The organism is Dendronalium phyllosphericum CENA369 (assembly GCF_016056275.1).
Classification (GTDB): Bacteria; Cyanobacteriota; Cyanobacteriia; order Cyanobacteriales; family Nostocaceae; genus Dendronalium; species Dendronalium phyllosphericum.
Map to the genome: position 1 here is coordinate 1 of NZ_JAECZA010000053.1, position 17404 is coordinate 17404.

17 protein-coding genes, 2 tRNA genes and 4 pseudogenes are annotated in these 17404 nt (G+C 41.0%); 16 read left to right on the forward strand and 7 right to left on the reverse strand.

Features of this window, described 5'->3' with window-relative positions; all coding sequences use genetic code 11:
• Positions 1 to 165 precede the first annotated feature (165 nt).
• The 10 genes and pseudogenes from I8752_RS13565 to I8752_RS13610 all read left to right on the forward strand — a co-directional run.
• Positions 166 to 660 carry a hypothetical protein gene (locus tag I8752_RS13565; RefSeq protein ID WP_214432852.1) on the forward strand — a complete coding sequence of 165 codons (495 nt, stop codon included), beginning with the start codon at positions 166 to 168 and terminating at the stop codon, positions 658 to 660.
• A 183-nt stretch (positions 661 to 843) separates the two neighbouring features.
• The gene (locus I8752_RS13570) at positions 844 to 1713 is read left to right on the forward strand and encodes a polyphosphate kinase 2 family protein (protein WP_214432853.1); all 870 of its coding nucleotides are present in this window, start codon (positions 844 to 846) and stop codon (positions 1711 to 1713) included.
• Positions 1714 to 1862: 149 nt separating this feature from the next.
• Positions 1863 to 2493: pseudogene (locus tag I8752_RS13575) on the forward strand (chemotaxis protein CheB).
• 4 nt (positions 2494 to 2497) lie between these two features.
• The gene (locus tag I8752_RS13580; protein ID WP_214432854.1) at positions 2498 to 4396 is read left to right on the forward strand and encodes a CheR family methyltransferase; all 1899 of its coding nucleotides are present in this window, start codon (positions 2498 to 2500) and stop codon (positions 4394 to 4396) included.
• Between the two features lie 697 nt (positions 4397 to 5093).
• Positions 5094 to 5294 (forward strand): hypothetical protein, encoded by a 201-nt coding sequence (locus tag I8752_RS13585; RefSeq protein WP_214432855.1) that lies wholly within the window; start codon positions 5094 to 5096, stop codon positions 5292 to 5294.
• Between the two features lie 377 nt (positions 5295 to 5671).
• On the forward strand, positions 5672 to 6391 hold the full coding sequence (locus tag I8752_RS13590; protein ID WP_214432856.1) for a hypothetical protein: 720 nt from the start codon (positions 5672 to 5674) through the stop codon (positions 6389 to 6391).
• A gap of 32 nt (positions 6392 to 6423) precedes the next feature.
• Positions 6424 to 6494 (forward strand) — tRNA-Ile (locus tag I8752_RS13595).
• Positions 6495 to 6574: 80 nt separating this feature from the next.
• Positions 6575 to 6955 carry a 50S ribosomal protein L7/L12 gene (gene rplL / locus I8752_RS13600; RefSeq protein WP_214432857.1) on the forward strand — a complete coding sequence of 127 codons (381 nt, stop codon included), beginning with the start codon at positions 6575 to 6577 and terminating at the stop codon, positions 6953 to 6955.
• Between the two features lie 75 nt (positions 6956 to 7030).
• Positions 7031 to 7249: a hypothetical protein gene (locus tag I8752_RS13605; RefSeq protein WP_214432858.1), complete on the forward strand. Its 219-nt coding sequence runs from the start codon at positions 7031 to 7033 to the stop codon at positions 7247 to 7249.
• A gap of 201 nt (positions 7250 to 7450) precedes the next feature.
• A pseudogene (locus tag I8752_RS13610) lies at positions 7451 to 7867 on the forward strand (hypothetical protein); the annotation flags it as partial.
• Positions 7868 to 7906: 39 nt separating this feature from the next.
• Here the strand turns inward: I8752_RS13610 and I8752_RS37330 are convergent.
• Positions 7907 to 8167 (reverse strand): annotated as a pseudogene (locus I8752_RS37330) (IS1/IS1595 family N-terminal zinc-binding domain-containing protein); the annotation flags it as partial.
• 30 nt (positions 8168 to 8197) lie between these two features.
• Between I8752_RS37330 and I8752_RS13615 the strand changes: the two are divergent.
• The 4 genes and pseudogenes from I8752_RS13615 (at position 8198) to I8752_RS13630 (ending at position 12020) form a co-directional block, all read left to right on the forward strand.
• Entirely contained in the window at positions 8198 to 8428 is a 231-nt protein-coding gene (locus tag I8752_RS13615) for a hypothetical protein (protein ID WP_214432859.1), read from the forward strand.
• A gap of 643 nt (positions 8429 to 9071) precedes the next feature.
• Positions 9072 to 9482, forward strand: a pseudogene (locus I8752_RS13620) (DNA cytosine methyltransferase); the annotation flags it as partial.
• Positions 9483 to 9662: 180 nt separating this feature from the next.
• Positions 9663 to 11285 (forward strand): uroporphyrinogen-III C-methyltransferase, encoded by a 1623-nt coding sequence (gene cobA / locus I8752_RS13625; protein ID WP_214432860.1) that lies wholly within the window; start codon positions 9663 to 9665, stop codon positions 11283 to 11285.
• A 318-nt stretch (positions 11286 to 11603) separates the two neighbouring features.
• A complete protein-coding gene (locus I8752_RS13630; protein ID WP_214432861.1) occupies positions 11604 to 12020 on the forward strand; it encodes a hypothetical protein in 417 nt (138 codons plus the stop codon).
• Positions 12021 to 12193: 173 nt separating this feature from the next.
• Here the strand turns inward: I8752_RS13630 and I8752_RS13635 are convergent, their stop codons facing one another.
• A complete protein-coding gene (locus I8752_RS13635) occupies positions 12194 to 12964 on the reverse strand; it encodes a glucosamine-6-phosphate deaminase (RefSeq protein ID WP_214432862.1) in 771 nt (256 codons plus the stop codon).
• A gap of 371 nt (positions 12965 to 13335) precedes the next feature.
• Here I8752_RS13635 and I8752_RS13640 point away from each other — a divergent pair, with 371 nt between their 5' ends.
• Both I8752_RS13640 and I8752_RS13645 read left to right on the forward strand, forming a co-directional pair.
• Positions 13336 to 14025 (forward strand): HAD family hydrolase, encoded by a 690-nt coding sequence (locus I8752_RS13640; protein ID WP_214432863.1) that lies wholly within the window; start codon positions 13336 to 13338, stop codon positions 14023 to 14025.
• Positions 14026 to 14186: 161 nt separating this feature from the next.
• Entirely contained in the window at positions 14187 to 14360 is a 174-nt protein-coding gene (locus tag I8752_RS13645; RefSeq protein ID WP_214432864.1) for a hypothetical protein, read from the forward strand.
• Between the two features lie 626 nt (positions 14361 to 14986).
• Here I8752_RS13645 and I8752_RS13650 read toward each other — a convergent pair.
• The 5 genes from I8752_RS13650 to I8752_RS13670 form a co-directional block, all read right to left on the reverse strand.
• Complete coding sequence (locus I8752_RS13650) at positions 14987 to 15409, reverse strand: type II toxin-antitoxin system VapC family toxin (RefSeq protein WP_214432865.1); 423 nt, start codon at positions 15407 to 15409, stop codon at positions 14987 to 14989.
• Positions 15406 to 15663, reverse strand: a complete 258-nt coding sequence (locus I8752_RS13655; protein WP_214432866.1) for a DUF2281 domain-containing protein — start codon at positions 15661 to 15663, stop codon at positions 15406 to 15408. Before I8752_RS13655 ends, I8752_RS13650 begins: the two co-directional genes overlap by 4 nt.
• A 13-nt stretch (positions 15664 to 15676) precedes the next feature.
• Complete coding sequence (locus I8752_RS13660; protein WP_214432867.1) at positions 15677 to 15838, reverse strand: hypothetical protein; 162 nt, start codon at positions 15836 to 15838, stop codon at positions 15677 to 15679.
• A gap of 76 nt (positions 15839 to 15914) precedes the next feature.
• A tRNA-Arg gene (locus I8752_RS13665) sits at positions 15915 to 15987 on the reverse strand.
• A gap of 55 nt (positions 15988 to 16042) precedes the next feature.
• Positions 16043 to 17254, reverse strand: coding sequence for a murein hydrolase activator EnvC family protein (locus I8752_RS13670; RefSeq protein ID WP_214432868.1), 1212 nt, complete (start codon positions 17252 to 17254; stop codon positions 16043 to 16045).
• Positions 17255 to 17404: the final 150 nt, after the last annotated feature.

Here is a 17404-nt window from a genome sequence, read left to right on the forward strand (position 1 = left end):
ACACCCTACCCCCTACACCCTACCCCCTGCACCCCACACCCTGTTAGTGACAAATTTCTCCCTTGTCTATTTTCAATCCCCAGTCTCCAGCTCTGATTTTGATATTTGCATAGCAGCTAATTGATTAGCTAGGCTATTTATATCCCGGTTTTCTCAAAGCGTGCTATGGATCTTGAAAGCAAAGCTACCGCCCCAAGTGCTACGGACAACATAGAATTTGCTCAACCACTTACTGCTCGTAAACCATTGGAATTATTACGAGATACCGAAGTTTTGCTACGTCGCCCTACCGTGGCAACATTAGCGCCAATTTTACCATCAAAGCTGAGTAACAGATTGCAAGAAGCTTCAACATTAGCAGATAATTCCTTGAAGGAATTAGCAGAAATTGACTTAGAGCAAATTAGCGATTGGGAACTGCGACCTGCAAGAATTCGCGTTGGTTTAAGCTTTATCGGTTTTGGGGCACTGATGATACTAGTGCTACTGCTTTATTTGAACGTGTTACATGCACAACTAAGTGCAGTTGAACAGATTCAGCATTTTTGGCATCAATATATTTGGTTTGTTTGTTTGGGGATAACAGGGATGTTTATCTTGGGTCGAGAAGCGATGCGTCCTACTCCAAAGCAACCAAAATTAAAAAAGAAGAAATTTTAATAATTCGTAATTCGTAATACCCTTCTCCTGAAGGAGACGCTACGCGAACGGGAAGCCGCGCAGAGTGCGTCTACGTAATTCGTAATTAAGGAACACTAATTATTATATTCGTAGTTAACTTACTGTGGTTTTCTAGGTTTTAATTATACAATAGCCTCAGCTTGAAAAGTAGGCAAAATTAATATGAATCATGATGCTTTTATTGTTGTGCCAGGCTCAGAGATTTATTTGAAAAAAAACTATGACCCAGCTTATAAGATAGATTTTACCAAAAAAAGCGATGCAGCGAGTAAATTGCAAATAAATATCGAACAAATCGCCAAGTATCAAGATATTCTCTATGCTCAAAACACATACGCATTACTAATCATTTTCCAAGCAATGGATGCTGCTGGCAAAGACAGCACAATTAAACATGTAATGTCTGGTGTGAATCCTCAAGGATTTCAAGTATTTAGTTTTAAAGCACCAAGTGATGAAGAATTAGACCATGATTACTTGTGGCGGAACATGAAGGCTTTGCCAGAACGCGGTCGTATTGGTATATTCAACCGTTCATACTATGAAGAAGTGCTAGTGGCACGGGTTCATCAAGAAATCCTTCAAAAGCAACAACTGCCTGAAAAATTTAAAGGAAATCAAATATGGAAACAGCGTTTTGAAGAAATAAATAATTTTGAAAAATATTTGGTAAATAACGGTATTGTCGTTCTCAAGTTTTTTCTTAATGTTTCTAAAGCAGAACAAAAAAAACGCTTTTTAGCTCGGATTGATTCGCTGGAAAAAAATTGGAAGTTTTCAGTCAGCGATGCCCGCGAACGAGGTTTTTGGAATGATTATATGGATGCTTACGAACAGGTTTTTAATCATACAAGTACTTCTTGGTCCCCTTGGTATATTGTCCCTGCCGATCGCAAATGGTTTACACGTCTTGTAGTATCTGATATTATCTGCACAAAATTAAAAGAATTAAATTTAAAATATCCTACTGTCAGCGATGAATATAAGCAGCAACTAGTGCAAGCCAAGCAGATGCTAGAGCAGGAGGATTAACAAAAACAGCTTAATAGTCAAAAATAAAAATTTCTGAATAGTATCAAATAAGTCATAATATTTTTAAGACTATAAATTAGTTTGAATCTGAAATTTATTTGTCTGTATTTATAGCTGACAGTTTGGCTGATACTTACAGCCAATAAATTATGACAGAAATGGCAGAAAATGCAGACAATCATCCACCTCAGTTTGCTGATGCTGCTTTTGATATTGTTGCTGTAGCAGCATCTGCGGGGGGGCTGCTTGCGCTAATTGAGGTACTATCAAAATTACCCAGAGACTTTACAGCTGCGATCGCCGTTGTCCAACATCTCGATCCTTGACATCGCTCGCTAATGGCAGAGATTCTCGCTCGCCGGACTTGTCTTAAAGTTAAGCAAGCGCAAGCCGGAGATCGCTTGGCTCCAGCAACAGTTTACATTGCCCCACCCGACCGTCACCTCTTAATCAACACCGATGGTACACTTTCTCTAACTCAGTCAGAATTTAGTACATTTCCTGCGTCCTTCCGCCGATCTGTTATTTGAATCTGTTGCAGCTAGCTATAAAGACCGAGCGATCGCCGTGGTGCTGACTGGCACAGGTAGCGACGGTGCAATGGGCGTAGAAGCAATCAAAAAAATGGGTGGCACTGTTATTGCTCAGGATGAAACAACCGCCGAGTATTTTGGTATGCCCTCTGCTGCTATTAAAACCGGCTATGTCGATTTTATTCTGCCTTTGCATGAAATATCATCAGCTTTGGTAACTTTAGTAATTCCCAATTCTCATTTCTGAGATTATGACATCTACAGACAAAGACCCCGATTTTGAAAATCTACTTATATATCTCAGACAAAGCCGGGGTTTTGATTTTACAGGCTATAAACGTTCAACTTTGATGCGTCGCGTCCGCAAGAGAATGCAGTCGTTGAACTTGGAGAACTTTGGGAATTACTTAGATTACCTAGAAGTTTATCCCGAAGAATTTTACTTTCTATTCAATACTATCTTGATCAATGTCACTGCTTTCTTGCGAGATGCTTTTGCTTGGGAGTATTTAGCAGAGCAAGTATTGCCCAATATAATTAGACGAAAAAATAGTTCCGATCAGATCCGGATCTGGAGTGCTGGCTGCGCTTCCGGAGAAGAAGCTTATACCTTAGCAATGCTAATGACCGAACTTTTGGGAGCTGAGGAATTTCGCCAACGAGTGAAAATCTACGCTACAGATGTAGATGAAGAAGCTTTAAACCAAGCTCGCCAAGCGACATATTCAGCTAAGGATATCCAGGCTATACCAGCAGAACTCCAGGAAAAATATTTTAAACTCACTGGTAAAAATTATACTTTTCGTCAAGATCTGCGTCGCTCGGTAATTTTTGGTCGCCACGATCTACTGCAAGATGCGCCAATTTCTCGCTTAGATTTGTTGGTGTGTCGCAACACATTGATGTATTTTAATTCCGAGACTCAGGGGCGGATTTTGGCTCGGTTTCACTTTGCGTTGAATGATACGGGGTATCTATTTTTGGGCAAAGCAGAGATGCTATTGATGCATACCAACTTATTTACACCCATAGATTTAAAAAATCGCATCTTTACTAAAGTCTCGACAACCAATCTGCGCGATCGCCTGCTAGTTATGGCACATACAGGAGATGATGAATCTAGTAGCCGTTTATCTCGCCATATCCGGCTGCGAGACTCGGCTTTTGATACGGCAGCAATAGCCCAAGTAGTAATTGATGCTAGTGGCACACTGGTACTAGTCAACGAGCAAGCACGTACTTTGTTTGCTCTCTCCCCCAGAGATATAGGTCGTCCTTTCCACGATTTAGAACTTTCCTATCGACCGATAGAATTGCGATCGCTTATCGAACGGGCTTATGCCGAACGCCGTTCTCTTAACTTGACAAATGTAGAACGTTATTTGTCTAATGGAGAATTACAATACTTGGATGTGCGGATTACACCTTTGCAAGACACCGACAGTAGTATTTTAGGTGTCAGCATCGCTTTTCATGATGTCACCCGCTATATTCAACTCCAAGAAGCGCTGCAACGTTCCCGGCAGGATTTAGAAACCACTAATGAAGAACTACAATCCACCAACGAAGAATTAGAAACCACCAATGAAGAACTGCAATCTACCAATGAAGAATTAGAAACCACCAATGAAGAACTGCAATCTACCAATGAAGAATTAGAGACGATGAACGAAGAACTGCAATCTACTAATGAAGAATTGCAGACAATTAACAACGAGTTGAATCAGCGGACAACAGAACTTAATCGCACAAATGTTTTTCTGATCTCTATCCTGAGAAGCCTTCAAACGGGAATAGTGGTGCTTGATAATGACTTTAACATCCTAATTTGGAATTACATGGTAGAGGATCTTTGGGGATTGCGAAAAGACGAAGTACAGGGAAAGTCTTTGTTCAGCCTAGATATTGGTCTGAGTGTCGAGCAACTGCGATCGCCCATCCGCGATGCTCTATCTGGCAAAAGCCAGTTCCAAGAAACGATCCTGGATGCGAGAAATCGCCGTGGCAGACAAATCAAATGTTATATCGCCATCACTCCTCTAATCAGTACAGAAGTTGAAGGAGTAATTTTGATGATGGTAGATACAGAAAGAGTTAACAGTATGATTTCTGCCCAAGATATTGAGCAACGACGACAGCAGCAAGAGTAGGAGATAATTATATCATGTCCACCTAAAGAGTGACGCGGAGATGGGGAGACGCTGAGACGCGGAGAATTTTTAATTGTATAGCGATCGCCAGTAGTGTTAAGACATCAACAGACGATCAAACCTAGACACAAAAAGACTTTTCACCCAGTCCCCAGCTATAAGTGATTTACCGGACATGTTATTACAGGAGCGCATTAACGATTGAAAATCTGTAACAGCGTGCTTGTAAGCCGGAAAATCATTCCAGCAAGTAGGATTCTTGTGTAGTATAACTGTTGTAAAAAGCGATCGCTGAAATCTCTATTTCCTTTGAAGAACTACATGCTCTTACAGAATAGCTACAAGTTGAGGCGACTAGCGTTGCTGAGTGTTGAGTACTTTCAAGATAGATAAGGGTTCTGTCTGTTGCGATCGTGTTTAAATTGGTATCGCTTGCCAAAAAAATTTGTAGTATCCCCTTGACACTTTATATTACATGTAATATAAATGTAGTATCAGCAAAAAAGCCGATTCAAGAGGCAAAACCAAAACCTCTCAAAAGCTTGACAATTACACAATTGCATAGATATCACTTTTTGGGGCCGCGATTGGCGTTCGACTGCTCCGAAACCAACAAACGGACGGTTGCAGGAGTCGGGTTCAATTCCCGACGGCTCCACTAATTCGTAATTCGTAATTAAAAAAAGAGGTGATTGTAATGGATCATATTCGATTTGAAGGACGTTCTGTTGATGTTGCAGAAACGCAATTGGGAATTGCAACAGGCATGAATGATTTGGCAGTCAAGGAACATGTTGCTCGGCATTTAGATGTGAATAGCGATCGCCTCTCTAGTTACATAGTAGATCGCCGTCCCAGTGGAGATTTGATTGTCCGTCCCGAAGCTGTCTATGGTTAAATGAGGGAGAAGGCAGAAGGCAGCTATGCTGGAGGTAAAGATTATTCTCTTTGTCTCCCTTGTCTCCCTCATCTCCCCCTGCTCCCCCTGCTCCCCCATCTCTCTCTCTTTCCGCGCCCTAATTTGTGAAGCATACACACTAATCGGCAACGGTTTGCAGGTTCGATTCCTGTCGCTTCCTTAGATGGGAGCGTAGCCAAATGGTAAAGGCAATTGTGAAAACTGCTTTGCTAACTTGCGCTGAATTCCAATTATTCAAATTGTATTCAATTATAACATTAACTCAATCACTTATTTGGAGGTGAGTTCGATGATGTTTGCTAACTCATGTGTCATAAAAACTCAATCGCTAAAACTGTATTTAAACAATGTGAGATATGAGCGAACATCGTTTGAGCGAAATCGTGATTGAACGTCCTCGCGGTGGTATGAAAATTAGCCTGAAAAAGCTAAAGGGTTTTAAAAAGCAATTACACAAACTTACCGAGGAAGCAAGTCAGGACGGATTATTAAATCCTTACTTGATTAAAACTAGAAATAAATCGAAGCGTCTTAGCGATCATCTCGGCCCTCTACGTCGGTTTTTGCGCTCAAAAGTTGGACAGCCTTGGAATGAAGTTTACAGCGAACTGTGTCAACGATTAGATCCCAGCACAATGGCAGGACAGCACGTAATCGGTCATCTGTGGGATTTTGTTGAACGATATGTGGAAATGATTGGTGGTGAGCTTTACAGCAAGTCTTACCGATGGTATCAAATTCCGTTAGATGGAAGTTACCGCGATCGCTTCTATATTCATCCTGAAACTGGTATTCTTTGTGCTGTTAAGAAATTACCTCGAAAGCAAAAACAAAAGCAGCAGCAAACCGATCTTGTCATCGTTGATGATTATCATCAATACCACAAACTAAACGAGATTTGGTATCTAATTAGCTTTGAAGATTTTCCCCCGTCACCAACTGATTATGTGACGGATGTTCTCAAAGGTGTAATTTACCGTTCTGCCGTCAGAGGTCGCAAAATTTATGCTGCCAGAAAACAGCAGTGTAACAAAAAGGAAATTCGATTTATTTTAAATCAACTTTCGCAAAACTAAAATTTTCACTTCGTGCCCTAACCGAAAAAGCTTACATACTAGCCTAATTGGAAAAGGCACTTGACTGATAATCAAGCTACTACAGGTTCAAATCCTGTGTGTGAATCAACAGCTTTTTCAACTTGCACGAGGTGATTTTATTTATTTCAACTATGAGTTAACTGCAACTCATTGGAGGTTGCTATGTCTGTGAAAACTTTAGAAATTTTAGAACAACTCAAATCTTTAACTCTCAATGAAACCGCTCAATTAGTGAAGCAGATTGAAGCAACCTTCAATGTTGATATTTCTACACCGAAACTAATTCGAGTTGATAAGCGAGATGAAGACGAGGTTCAACCACAAATTCAGACGGAGTTTGATGTCTTGTTGGTATCGGTTCCGCCAGAGAAAAAGATTGCCTTACTCAAGGTCATCCGCACGGTGACTGGACTGGGGCTGAAAGAGGCAAAAGACTTTGTGGACTCCCTTCCTCAAGTAGTGCAGGCAGGATTAGATCGAGAAGCGGCCGAAATTCTCAAGCAGCAGCTAGAAGAGGCGGGAGGAGTGGTTTCTCTCAAGTAGTTTCGATATCTATTTCATCAATGGAGGTGAGGACGATGAAGAAGATTAATTTCAACATCAAACCAAATCAAGAGCTTGAAGATTTCCACGAATTTGACGATTTCTGCTTTTGAACCATCTAGTAAACGTCGTCGTGGCTACCCATCTGAAAAAGCTGTTAAACGTGGCGTAGGCGTAGCCCGCCGTAGGCATCGCTTTGTTCGTGGCGACAAGGAACTACAAGAAAAACTGGGTAACAATGACCTTTGTCCTTGTGGTTTTGGTCGCTGCTTTCAAAAAGTGCTGTCGCAATAGCGGCAGGTATGACGGCAGCTTACGCAGCTACTACTTTTAGGTAGAAGAGCAAATTCGATAATTTTTCCGCCGATCGCCCAGTTCCCAATCCCTAATCTCCAGTCCCTTTTACTTGGCAGTTGTTGCCGCGCCCCAATCTTAGAAGCTTACATAACTCTGCACAAGTTAAACAAAATGCTTCTGTAACTTGCGCGGTGACTCGATCGCGCTGCCCTCAGAGGTCGCAAAGCAATGAAGCACCTATATGCTTCGCTGCACATCAAGCCAAATGAACGGGCAAATGCGATTCTGTTCCGCGATACTCCTCCAGAGGGTTCGTTGGCAAATGTGCTGAAGCAGATTGCTAAGGCAGATGCCGCAGATTTCGACGCAGACATCGTTGCCCGATTAGAAAAGGTGACTAACGAGCAGGTGAAGCGACGCGGTACAATTACTCGGCCAACTGCCTTACTGGTGGATAAGTCTGGTTCAATGGAGAATGCGATCGCGACGGGTTTGCAACTCGCTGCCTTAATCTCTGGTATTACTCAGGCAGAACTGTTTGTCTACGCCTTTGACACCATTCCTTACGCTGTTACAGCACAGGGTAAGGAGTTGACCGACTGGAAGCGTGCATTCGCCTGATAATTCTCTTTCATGCACGTCTTGGCTCTTGGCATCTACCATCGTTTTGCCCAATTGTTTAACCCAGGTGATGAGAGTCGTATGATGAAGCCCTTTGACACGTTCAATGCCCCTGAAACCCATACCATTGAGATACATTTTTAAGCATTCTTCCTTCATCTGATTACTGTAAATTCTTGAAAGTTCGTATTTATCAATAAACTGGCGACCACAGCTAACACATATGTAATTCTATTTACCACTTTTTCTCCCGTTCTTACGGATATTGCTGTCATCACAACTTGGACAATTCATATTTAAGTACCCACTAATTCATACTCCATTATGCAACGCCCAGAAAAGGCTTTGCGAAACCAAAAATCCCTTTCTGGAAGAAATTTTTACGCTGAGAAGTTTCATCTTGAAATACTGAATTTATCAAGATTAGAATCTAGTATTTTGCTTGTTATAGAACCTCATCAAATTCAGAACTTAGATTTAGTAATACTTAGAAGCTATATTTCAGTTTTGAAGTCTGAGTCCGCTAAATTGGCTCAAAGGATGGAAGCACTCTGAAATCAAAGATGCTAGCGGTGATTTCATGATGCTTCGCTATCTTATAGACCAGATTTTATCTAGCAATTCATGGAATTTAGGTCGTGAGACAAAGCAAGCACTTCCGCTAATCAAGAGCTTTGGAAATCGGTCAGCACATAACCGTAGATTTATAGCTAAAAAGCAGGATATAGATAAGATCGTTCCTGGTCTACGTGTTGTCGCAGATGAAATGCTTCATCTAGCTGGACTGAAGTAATGTATAGTTTAAAATGCAGCAATATATACAGAAAAGAAGCAATTATTTATTAGCGATCGCACTACTGTAAAATCTCTCTTTTCATCTATTATAAAGACAAATTTTTGCCTACTTTACATGCTACTCACGTATTCTGAATAATTGCTAAAAATTCAGAATTGATTTTAACTATTAGTGTTTTGCTCAAGGTTGCGGAAATACTGTTGCTAACTTTTCAATCGTGACCGTTTGATGAAATTGTAACAGTATCACCAAGATTTGTAGCATCTTGTATTGTGCTGGTGTCAGTAGATTTTCAAAGCAGTTTTGGTAGAATTTAGGTAACATTATCATTTGATAGGTCTTGTTGAGAATACCTGAGCGATCTTTTTTCACCTCAAAACGGCCATACTCCCCTATTTCTAATACTTCCGCACACTTGTCACCCCGTCAGACTGGAGATATTTCCCTGAAGAATTAAAAGCTGAAGCAATGGGTGGTGCATATAATTCTGGAGGCGGTAAAGTAGGATTTTATAGAAGATTATCTTGGGATAAACCTTCTCCTACTGTAACAACAAGTCCACATCAAAAAGCTACAGATATGTGTCATCCAGAGGAATTGCGCCCTCTTAGCGTGCGTGAGTATGCCAGAATACAAACTTTTCCTGATGATTGGGTTTTTTATGGTTCTGTTACGTCTAAATATAAACAAATAGGTAATGCTGTTCCTGTGCAATTAGCTTATGCGATAAGTAATTACTTGTATAAATTAATGCGAGGTAACAACCTACAATCATACAATCATTATGAACAGCTTAAACTTTTTAATTTTTAACTATTAAATCTGCACACCATATATTGCATGAAAACTCTCTTTCTGAAGAGATAGATAAATGTGCAAATAAAATCACTGATAAATTTATCCAAGAGTTTGGCGATGGTCATCAAGGGGTGTCTAATTATATTAATAGTATTTTCTGAAATTCACAAAATCTAAATGCATTAATCTCAAATCATGACTAAGCAACAAGGCAAAGTTTACCTCGTAGGTGCTGGGCCTGGAGATGTGGCATACCTGACAGTAAAAGCTTACAATCTCTTGGGTCAAGCTCAGATTTTAGTTTACGATGCTTTAGTAGACGATCGATTGTTGCAGTGCGTACCGCCTGATTGCTTAAAATTGGATGTGGGCAAACGCCGTGGTAAACCCAGTACGCCACAAGCTGAGATTAATAAGTTACTTGTGAAGTACTGTCAGCAGGGCAAACAAGTTATCAGACTCAAATCAGGCGATCCGTTTATTTTTGGACGCTGTACTTCTGAAATCGAAGCTTTGAAAGCATCGAGTTGCGAATTTGAAGTAGTACCAGGAATCTCCTCAGCCCTTGCAGCACCCTTATTGGCGGGAATTCCACTAACAGATCCCGTTTTGAGTCGTTGTTTTGCAGTGTTTACAGCCCACGAAGTCGAAGCTTTAGACTGGGAGGCACTTTCGCGCTTAGAGACACTAGTAATATTGATGGGTGGGCAACATCTGCCGGAAATTATACACCAGCTGTTGCGGTATGGGCGATCGCGCTTAACACCCATTGCCATCATCCGCTGGGCAGGCACTCCAAATCAACAAATTTGGACAGCCCAACTGAGTAATATTTTGGAACAAACTGCTGGTTTCTCTCTCTCCCCAGTGGTAATTGTGATTGGCGAAGTTGTCGGATTACGTAATTTCTTACAACCTGAGAAAATATATTTTGAGCATTCGACTACAGCCAAAAATCCCAACCTACCAACTATGTCAAGCAACTCCCCTTCATCCCCTCATCTCCCCCTCACTGGCAAAACAATCTTAGTAACGCGTTCGTCTGGGCAATCAAGCCAATTTAGCGATCGCCTCACCGCTTCAGGTGCTACAGTCATTGAAATGCCTACCTTAGAAATTGGCCCGCCTTCTAGTTGGGATGCTTTGGATAATGCGATCGCTAATTTATCTGACTTCCACTGGTTAATTCTTACTTCCACCAATGGCGTAGACTACTTTTTTGCCAGATTGAACGCGCAAGCTAAAGATACTCGTGCTTTAGCTAATGTCAAAATTGCTGTTGTTGGTGAGAAAACAGCCCAAAGTCTCAAACAATATGGAATCCAACCAGATTTTATTCCTCCCGACTTTGTTGCCGATTCTTTAGTAGCAAACTTTCCTGAAGAACTACTTGGTAAAAAGATTTTATTTCCCAGAGTCGAAAGTGGTGGACGAGAACTTTTAGTCAAAGAATTAACCGCCAAAGGCGCAGAGGTAATTGAAGTTTCTGCATATCAATCCTCTTGTCCTAGTAGCATCTCGCCACCTACAAAATTAGCTCTGCAAAACCGTACAGTAGATGTAATTACTTTTGCTAGTTCTAAAACTGTGCAATTTTTCTATCAACTTGCAGGTAGCATATTCACCAATCACCCTGATGGTAATCAATCTGTTGCGGTGACAAATGGATTAACAGGAGTTTGTATTGCCTCTATTGGCCCCCAAACCTCAAAAACTTGTCAGTCTTTATTCGGGCGTGTAGATGTGGAAGCTGAAGAATATACTTTAGATGGGTTAACTCAAGCACTGGTAAAATGGGCGATTCAAACTAATTCGTAATTAAAGACTATCAGGCAATACGCTAGTCAAGCGAAAGCAATATAGTCAACCCGCACAAAATCATCGCGTTGGAAATTGAAGCAACTCAATCTAGTAGCTGCATAAGCCTGTTGTTCGTGTAGGAAGTCTTCTACAAAGCTGTATGCATTTTCTATTTCAGGACTTACGCAACTGTCACAAGTAATGGCGTGGTGTAGCTACGCTCGGCACCAAACAACTACATGATAAACAAGGGAATAGCCGGACGTTTTAATTGCTCAACTAAATAAAACGACTGCACTCCAGCAGCCAAAATATTATACCGAAGGAGATACCAACGTGTCAGACATCAGCGGCATCAACATTCAAGGCAGCAGTAATGTCAGCGGTATCGCTGGGGGTAGTTCCATTGCAAATCTCGGAACCATCAGCGGAAGTGTAAGTATTGCCATCAATCAATTGCCTGATTCCCCCGAACCAGATAAACCAGGAATTAAAGAATTGTTGTCACAGTTGCAAGATGCAATTACACAGTCCTCACATTTGCCAGAAGAAGACAAAGCCGAGGCATTAGAACAAGTAAAAGCTTTAGCCGAAGCAGGTCAAAATCCTCAAGAATCGACTAAGCAAAAAACTGCAAAAACAGCAATCACTATGTTGAAAGGTCTATTTTCCGGCTTACCCACAGTTGCCACATTAGTCGAATCGGCTAATAAATTATTGCCTGCGATCGCCAAATTATTTGGTTTGAGCTAAGAGGATATTTGAAAAGTCTCTAATGATGTATCAAATAATTTTAGATCCCTCTAAATCCCCCTTAAAAAAGGGGACTTTGATTCTAATTCCCCCCTTTTTAAGGGGGGCTAGGGGGGATCAATAAGTGTCTGAAATCACAGCTAACCATTTTTCAAACAACCTCTAAAAATCCCTCAGAGTAAGCTAGCAGAATTTGTATCTAAAAATAAGGTCGCTTGCGATTGTTGGCGCAGAATAGAGGCTGGATATTTTGTACTAATTGACCCTTGTAATATCTCTTTCACTACTTGCGATTTCCGCTTTTCTGGTGCTAGGCAGAGAATTTTTTTAGCCGAACAAATCAACGGGAGAGTAACAGTAAAAGCGTACTGAGGAACGCTATCGAGATTTGGAAAATGACCTGTATTTACTTGTTGTTGGCGGTTGGCCGTATCTAGTTTCACTAATTTCACGCTGTAAGGATCTTGAAAATTTGCCACTTCTGGGTCGTTAAAAGCTAAGTGTCCGTTTTCACCAACACCAAGACAACATAAATCGATTGGTTGAGCTTGCAGTAATTTAGTATAGCGATCGCATTCTGCCACGGGTTGCAGTGCATCACCTTCTATATAGTGAAATTGCTGTGGCGAGACTCGCTTTTCTACTTTTTCTCTCATGTAGCAGCGGAAACTGGCTGCATGGTCGGCAGTAATTCCCAAGTATTCATCTAGATGAAACAAAATAACTTGCGACCAATCTATACCACCTAATGCAATCAAAGCATCTAGAAATTTAAGTTGAGAATTACCTGTGGCTAACAAAACAGCTGCTGTTTGCTGTCGTTCGAGGATATTTTGTAAATACTCTTGGGCAATTTGTGCAACGTCTTGTGCCATTTCAGCTTCAGAGTTGTAAACTTGCACCCATAGATCGTCAACGCGAAAGAATTTTGTAGCGGCTATCATGTACTTACACTGAAATTGGCAGTTGGAAATTATAGAAAAATAGAGTGGCGAAGTGGCAAACAAGTACAGGAGAAATTATTTGTATCTTTCATTTGGTGAAATGGTATTGAGAGGAACTAAACAAAGTTTTTCTCTTTTCCCTATTAATATGAACCCCTCTGTCCCCCACTTCTCCTTGCCTGCCTCCACCCATAATTTTTGAATTGGTTGAGTACTATTCTCCAGACATTATCCAGTATAGATTTTAGGATTTAGCTCATTCTTTAGGAGTTTTTTGTCCTCTATTCAGGAAATAACAATGACTTAGGACAAAAAAACAATGTAAACTATGTAAATAAAGTTAACAATTATTTACATTTTAGCCAAAATTTATGCTGACTGCAATTCTGTTTGATTTAGACGGCACTATTGTCAACACTGACCCCATACACTACCAAGTTTGGCAAAAAATGCTCTTGAGTTACGATATAAAAATTGATGAAGCATTCTACAAATCTCGGATTAGTGGTCGTTTAAATCCAGAAATTGTTAAAGATATCCTACCACAATTATCAGCGACGGCAGGTCAAAAATTCGCAGACGAAAAAGAGGCTGTTTTTCGTCAATTTGCTTCGCCTTTGCAACCGTTGCCTGGATTTGCCGAACTCATAGCCTGGACAAATATACATCAGCTAAAACGTGCTTTAGTAACTAATGCTCCTAGATTAAACGCAGAATTTATGCTAGAGATATTAGAAATACAACAAGCTTTTTCTACAGTTGTTTTAGCAGACGATTGTATTGCAGGTAAACCTGACCCCGCACCTTATCAAGTTGCCTTAAACAAATTAGGAATTAAAGCAGACCAAGCGATCGCCTTAGAAGACTCTCCCTCTGGTATTCGGGCTGCGGTAGGCGCAGGTATCCGTACTATTGGCATTACCTCTACCCACGTTCCGCAAGTCTTACTGCAAGAAGGCGCATTTATGGCAATTCCAGATTTTACAGATTTGCAGTTATGGACATTACTGAATTCATTAATCGAGCCAGACTTGAGTGCGATCGCTTCTAGTCATCAATAATCTTATTTGATAAATTTGACTTTCTGATTTATTATTTCTAACTCTATTAAGTGCGTTCTAGTTCTGCATTAGCACTAGATAATCTCTTTTTTGTCAGCTTTGAGTTTGAGCTTTTAAGCTCATTCTCAAGTTTTGTCTGGTTAGTGACATCAATAAAAGTAATGTTTGCTCCCAATAAGCTACCATTAGGCTTAATTATGGGCGTAATTGTAGATATCGAGATAAGTGCTACCGTGGCTCGTTGTCAGTTGTACGTTCTTTTGATAGATTTCGCGGCGATCGCCAGTCCTAACTCTAGTTCTTTTTTGATCCGGATGTTTGACAAAAAGTGTTAAAAATGCATTTGTATAAACTCGGCAGATGTCCCGCCATTCAAAGTAAAGTTAACGGCATTGGTCAATAGACATAGGAGTGATAATTAATTCTGCGTTGCCCAAAATCTTTAGTAGGGGCGCTGTTACGTTCGCCCTTACATCATTTCACCAGATGCCTAATAGATTCATGTAAACGGTCTGAGAAGCTATACCCATTGAGTGACAACGAGCAACAGATTAATAATTTACCTCCCCTTCGGAGCGGGAGTGGGGAGTAGGGAGTAGGGAGTAGGGGAAGAAATTAGCCCCGAAAAAGGTTAAAGCCTCGCCCGCAAGTGGCGCGAAAAATCCTTGTATTGCACAAGATAGGTTGAAACCCCGCCCCGAAGGGGGCGGCTTAGTTTCCCTACTCCCCAATCCCTACTCCCTACTCCCTTTTATTCCCTTACTCGGTTCTCTTGCTTATCTCTGCTTGCGCCCACCACTAATTGTGTCAAATGTTGGCACGCGAACGTTAATAGCTAATCGGTAAATATTGGTAATTTTCAATTAGTTTTAGTAGTCTGTCACAGCAACTTTTCCTAAGTCACTCAGCTGCATCAATTTCCCGTGAGACGGCACTTGCATCTCATCTATCCCGACCCTTCTCATATTCCATCAGCAATAATTAAATCCATCATTTCATTTTTATTCTTCCGATAAACCCAAAAATCACTATCTAGCGTCAATACACTACTACCATTAATCAATTCACTCATTCTTACCAAACACGCATCAGCTAAAGACATTGGCACATTCTGATACTGCTTCAGTAATTCTCTAACCGTTCCTATTTCATCACTGAGATAAAAAGAGATTTGAATTATGCCAGTATTTAATAAAGACATAATCGCATCCTCACCACCATATAAATCTCGCAAGAGAGAACACGCCTCAGTAATTACTGCTTCGCAACTTAATAAAAGTGGTTCAATCTTTTTCCATTCATTAACCGTCCAATCATGTAAATTTTCTCGATTATTGATAAATGCGACTAACGGACCTGTATCTAGAAGTACCTTTTTCCTCATTTCCAACCGTAGCCTTCTAAATACTTCTTATTGGTAGCTAGATCGCCAGGGCCTCCATCAACGCAGCCAGCAAACTCTTTGGCTGCTTCATAGGCGGAAATAGGTTCTTTATCTTCTTTATGCTGTACATCCTGCTTTTGCATCTCCTTAAACTGCAAAAAATGAATAAAATCAATTACCTCTTCCTGCTTGTTTGGAGATAACTTTCTAAATTCATCAATCACGATTTGTTCTTTATCAATTGCTTGAGTCATTATCCTATCTTCCTCAAAAATTCTCTCGAAAATCTAAAACTTCAAACGAGAAAGCTTTCCTCAATTCCTTTAAATTAACAACTTTACTCAGCTTCTCTGGCATTTCCCAATTACGATAAACTTCACAGACAGCTTGAAATTGATTAGTTAGCCTATCAATGATGAATTCTGCCATACTTTAGGTGTGGCAGCATGTTGTCTGGATATACAATTTGTCAACGCGGACAAATAATTTGGCAATATAATAACAACGAGCGCGGAGGGATTTGAACCCCCGACCCACAGAACCGGAATCTGTTGCTCTATCCACTGAGCCACGCGCCCTTAATCTCTAGGATTATAGCACACCTACGATCGAATTTGTCGCCTTGAGAATGGGTTAAAGATAATCAGCAGGGTTTACGGGTGTACCATTGCGACGCACTTCAAAATGTAGGTGGGGGCCTGTGGATAAACCTGTGGAACCGACAGCTGCGATCGCTTGTCCTCGCTGCACAGCTTGTCCTTCAGAAACAAACAATTGGCTGGTATGTCCGTACAATGTGGTAATACCTTTGCCGTGGTCAATAATCACAGCTCTACCGTAACCGCCGTACCACCCAGCAAAAATCACAGTTCCGGAATCGGCTGCCCGAATTGTACTGCCATAGCTAGCGGCAAAATCTAGCCCTGCATGAAAGCGGCGATAGCCGAGAACTGGATGCATCCGCCAACCAAAAGGACTGCTAGTTGGAGCATCGCTAGGATATGTAAACATCCCAGTTCCTTGAATGAGAATATTTGTACGGCTATTTGTTTTAGCCTGTGCCTCAGCTCTTGCTCTGGCTTCTGCCACTTTCTGTTGAATTAAGACTTCTAGATTTTTGGAATCTTGGTCTAACTGGTTTTGCGCGGCTTCTAAGGCCAAGCGATCGCTATTTAAGCGTTGAATCATCTCTGACTGTGACTGCGCCTGAGTTTGATAATCGGCTTTTTGGGCTAGTAATTGTTGGCGAATCAAAGCAATTTCGTTTTTTTGCTGTTCTACATCCGTTTTTTGTTTATTTATCTGATTTGCTTGTTCGTTGAGTTTTGCCAAAATTTGTTGGTCTGCTTGATAAACTAGCTTCAATTGATGGCGGCGGCTGATAAAGTCGCTGATGCTTTGGCTTTGAAGTAAAACTGCCCATCCCTGTCTAGCAGGCGATCGCTGGAGATAACGCAATCGTGCCACTGTGGCGATTTGGCGTTCTTCATAGGAACGTTCTGCCACAGCTAAATCAGTCTCTAACTTTTGCAGGCGTTGGTTAGAAATTTGTAAGCGCAACTCGCTATCTTGAATGTAGTTATTTGTGGTTTGGAGATTTTGATTTATCCCAGTGAGCCGATTTTGGGCTGCATTTTGCAAATTGGTGAGGCGATCGCGTTGTTGAGCCATATTTGCCCGATCTCGATCGATTTGTTGTTGCTGCTGTCGGAGAGTGTCAATTGACCCAACAGAGGCTGCATCTACTGATAATGCTGTAATTAATAGCCAAAAAAGACATAAAATACTGCAAAATCCCACCAAACAGTCAAAAACTGTTTTTTTCCTCAAAAATAACACTCTCATAGCCTGACCAAAGCAACGCCATCAAACACTATGAGGATTATTCCCAAATTTCCGATTCACCCACTAAGTAGGTCGATGTAAATAATTATTGTTGGGATAAGGCGGGGGGAGAAAGAGTTTGAGCCTTATTTACTTTTCTTCACATAGTTT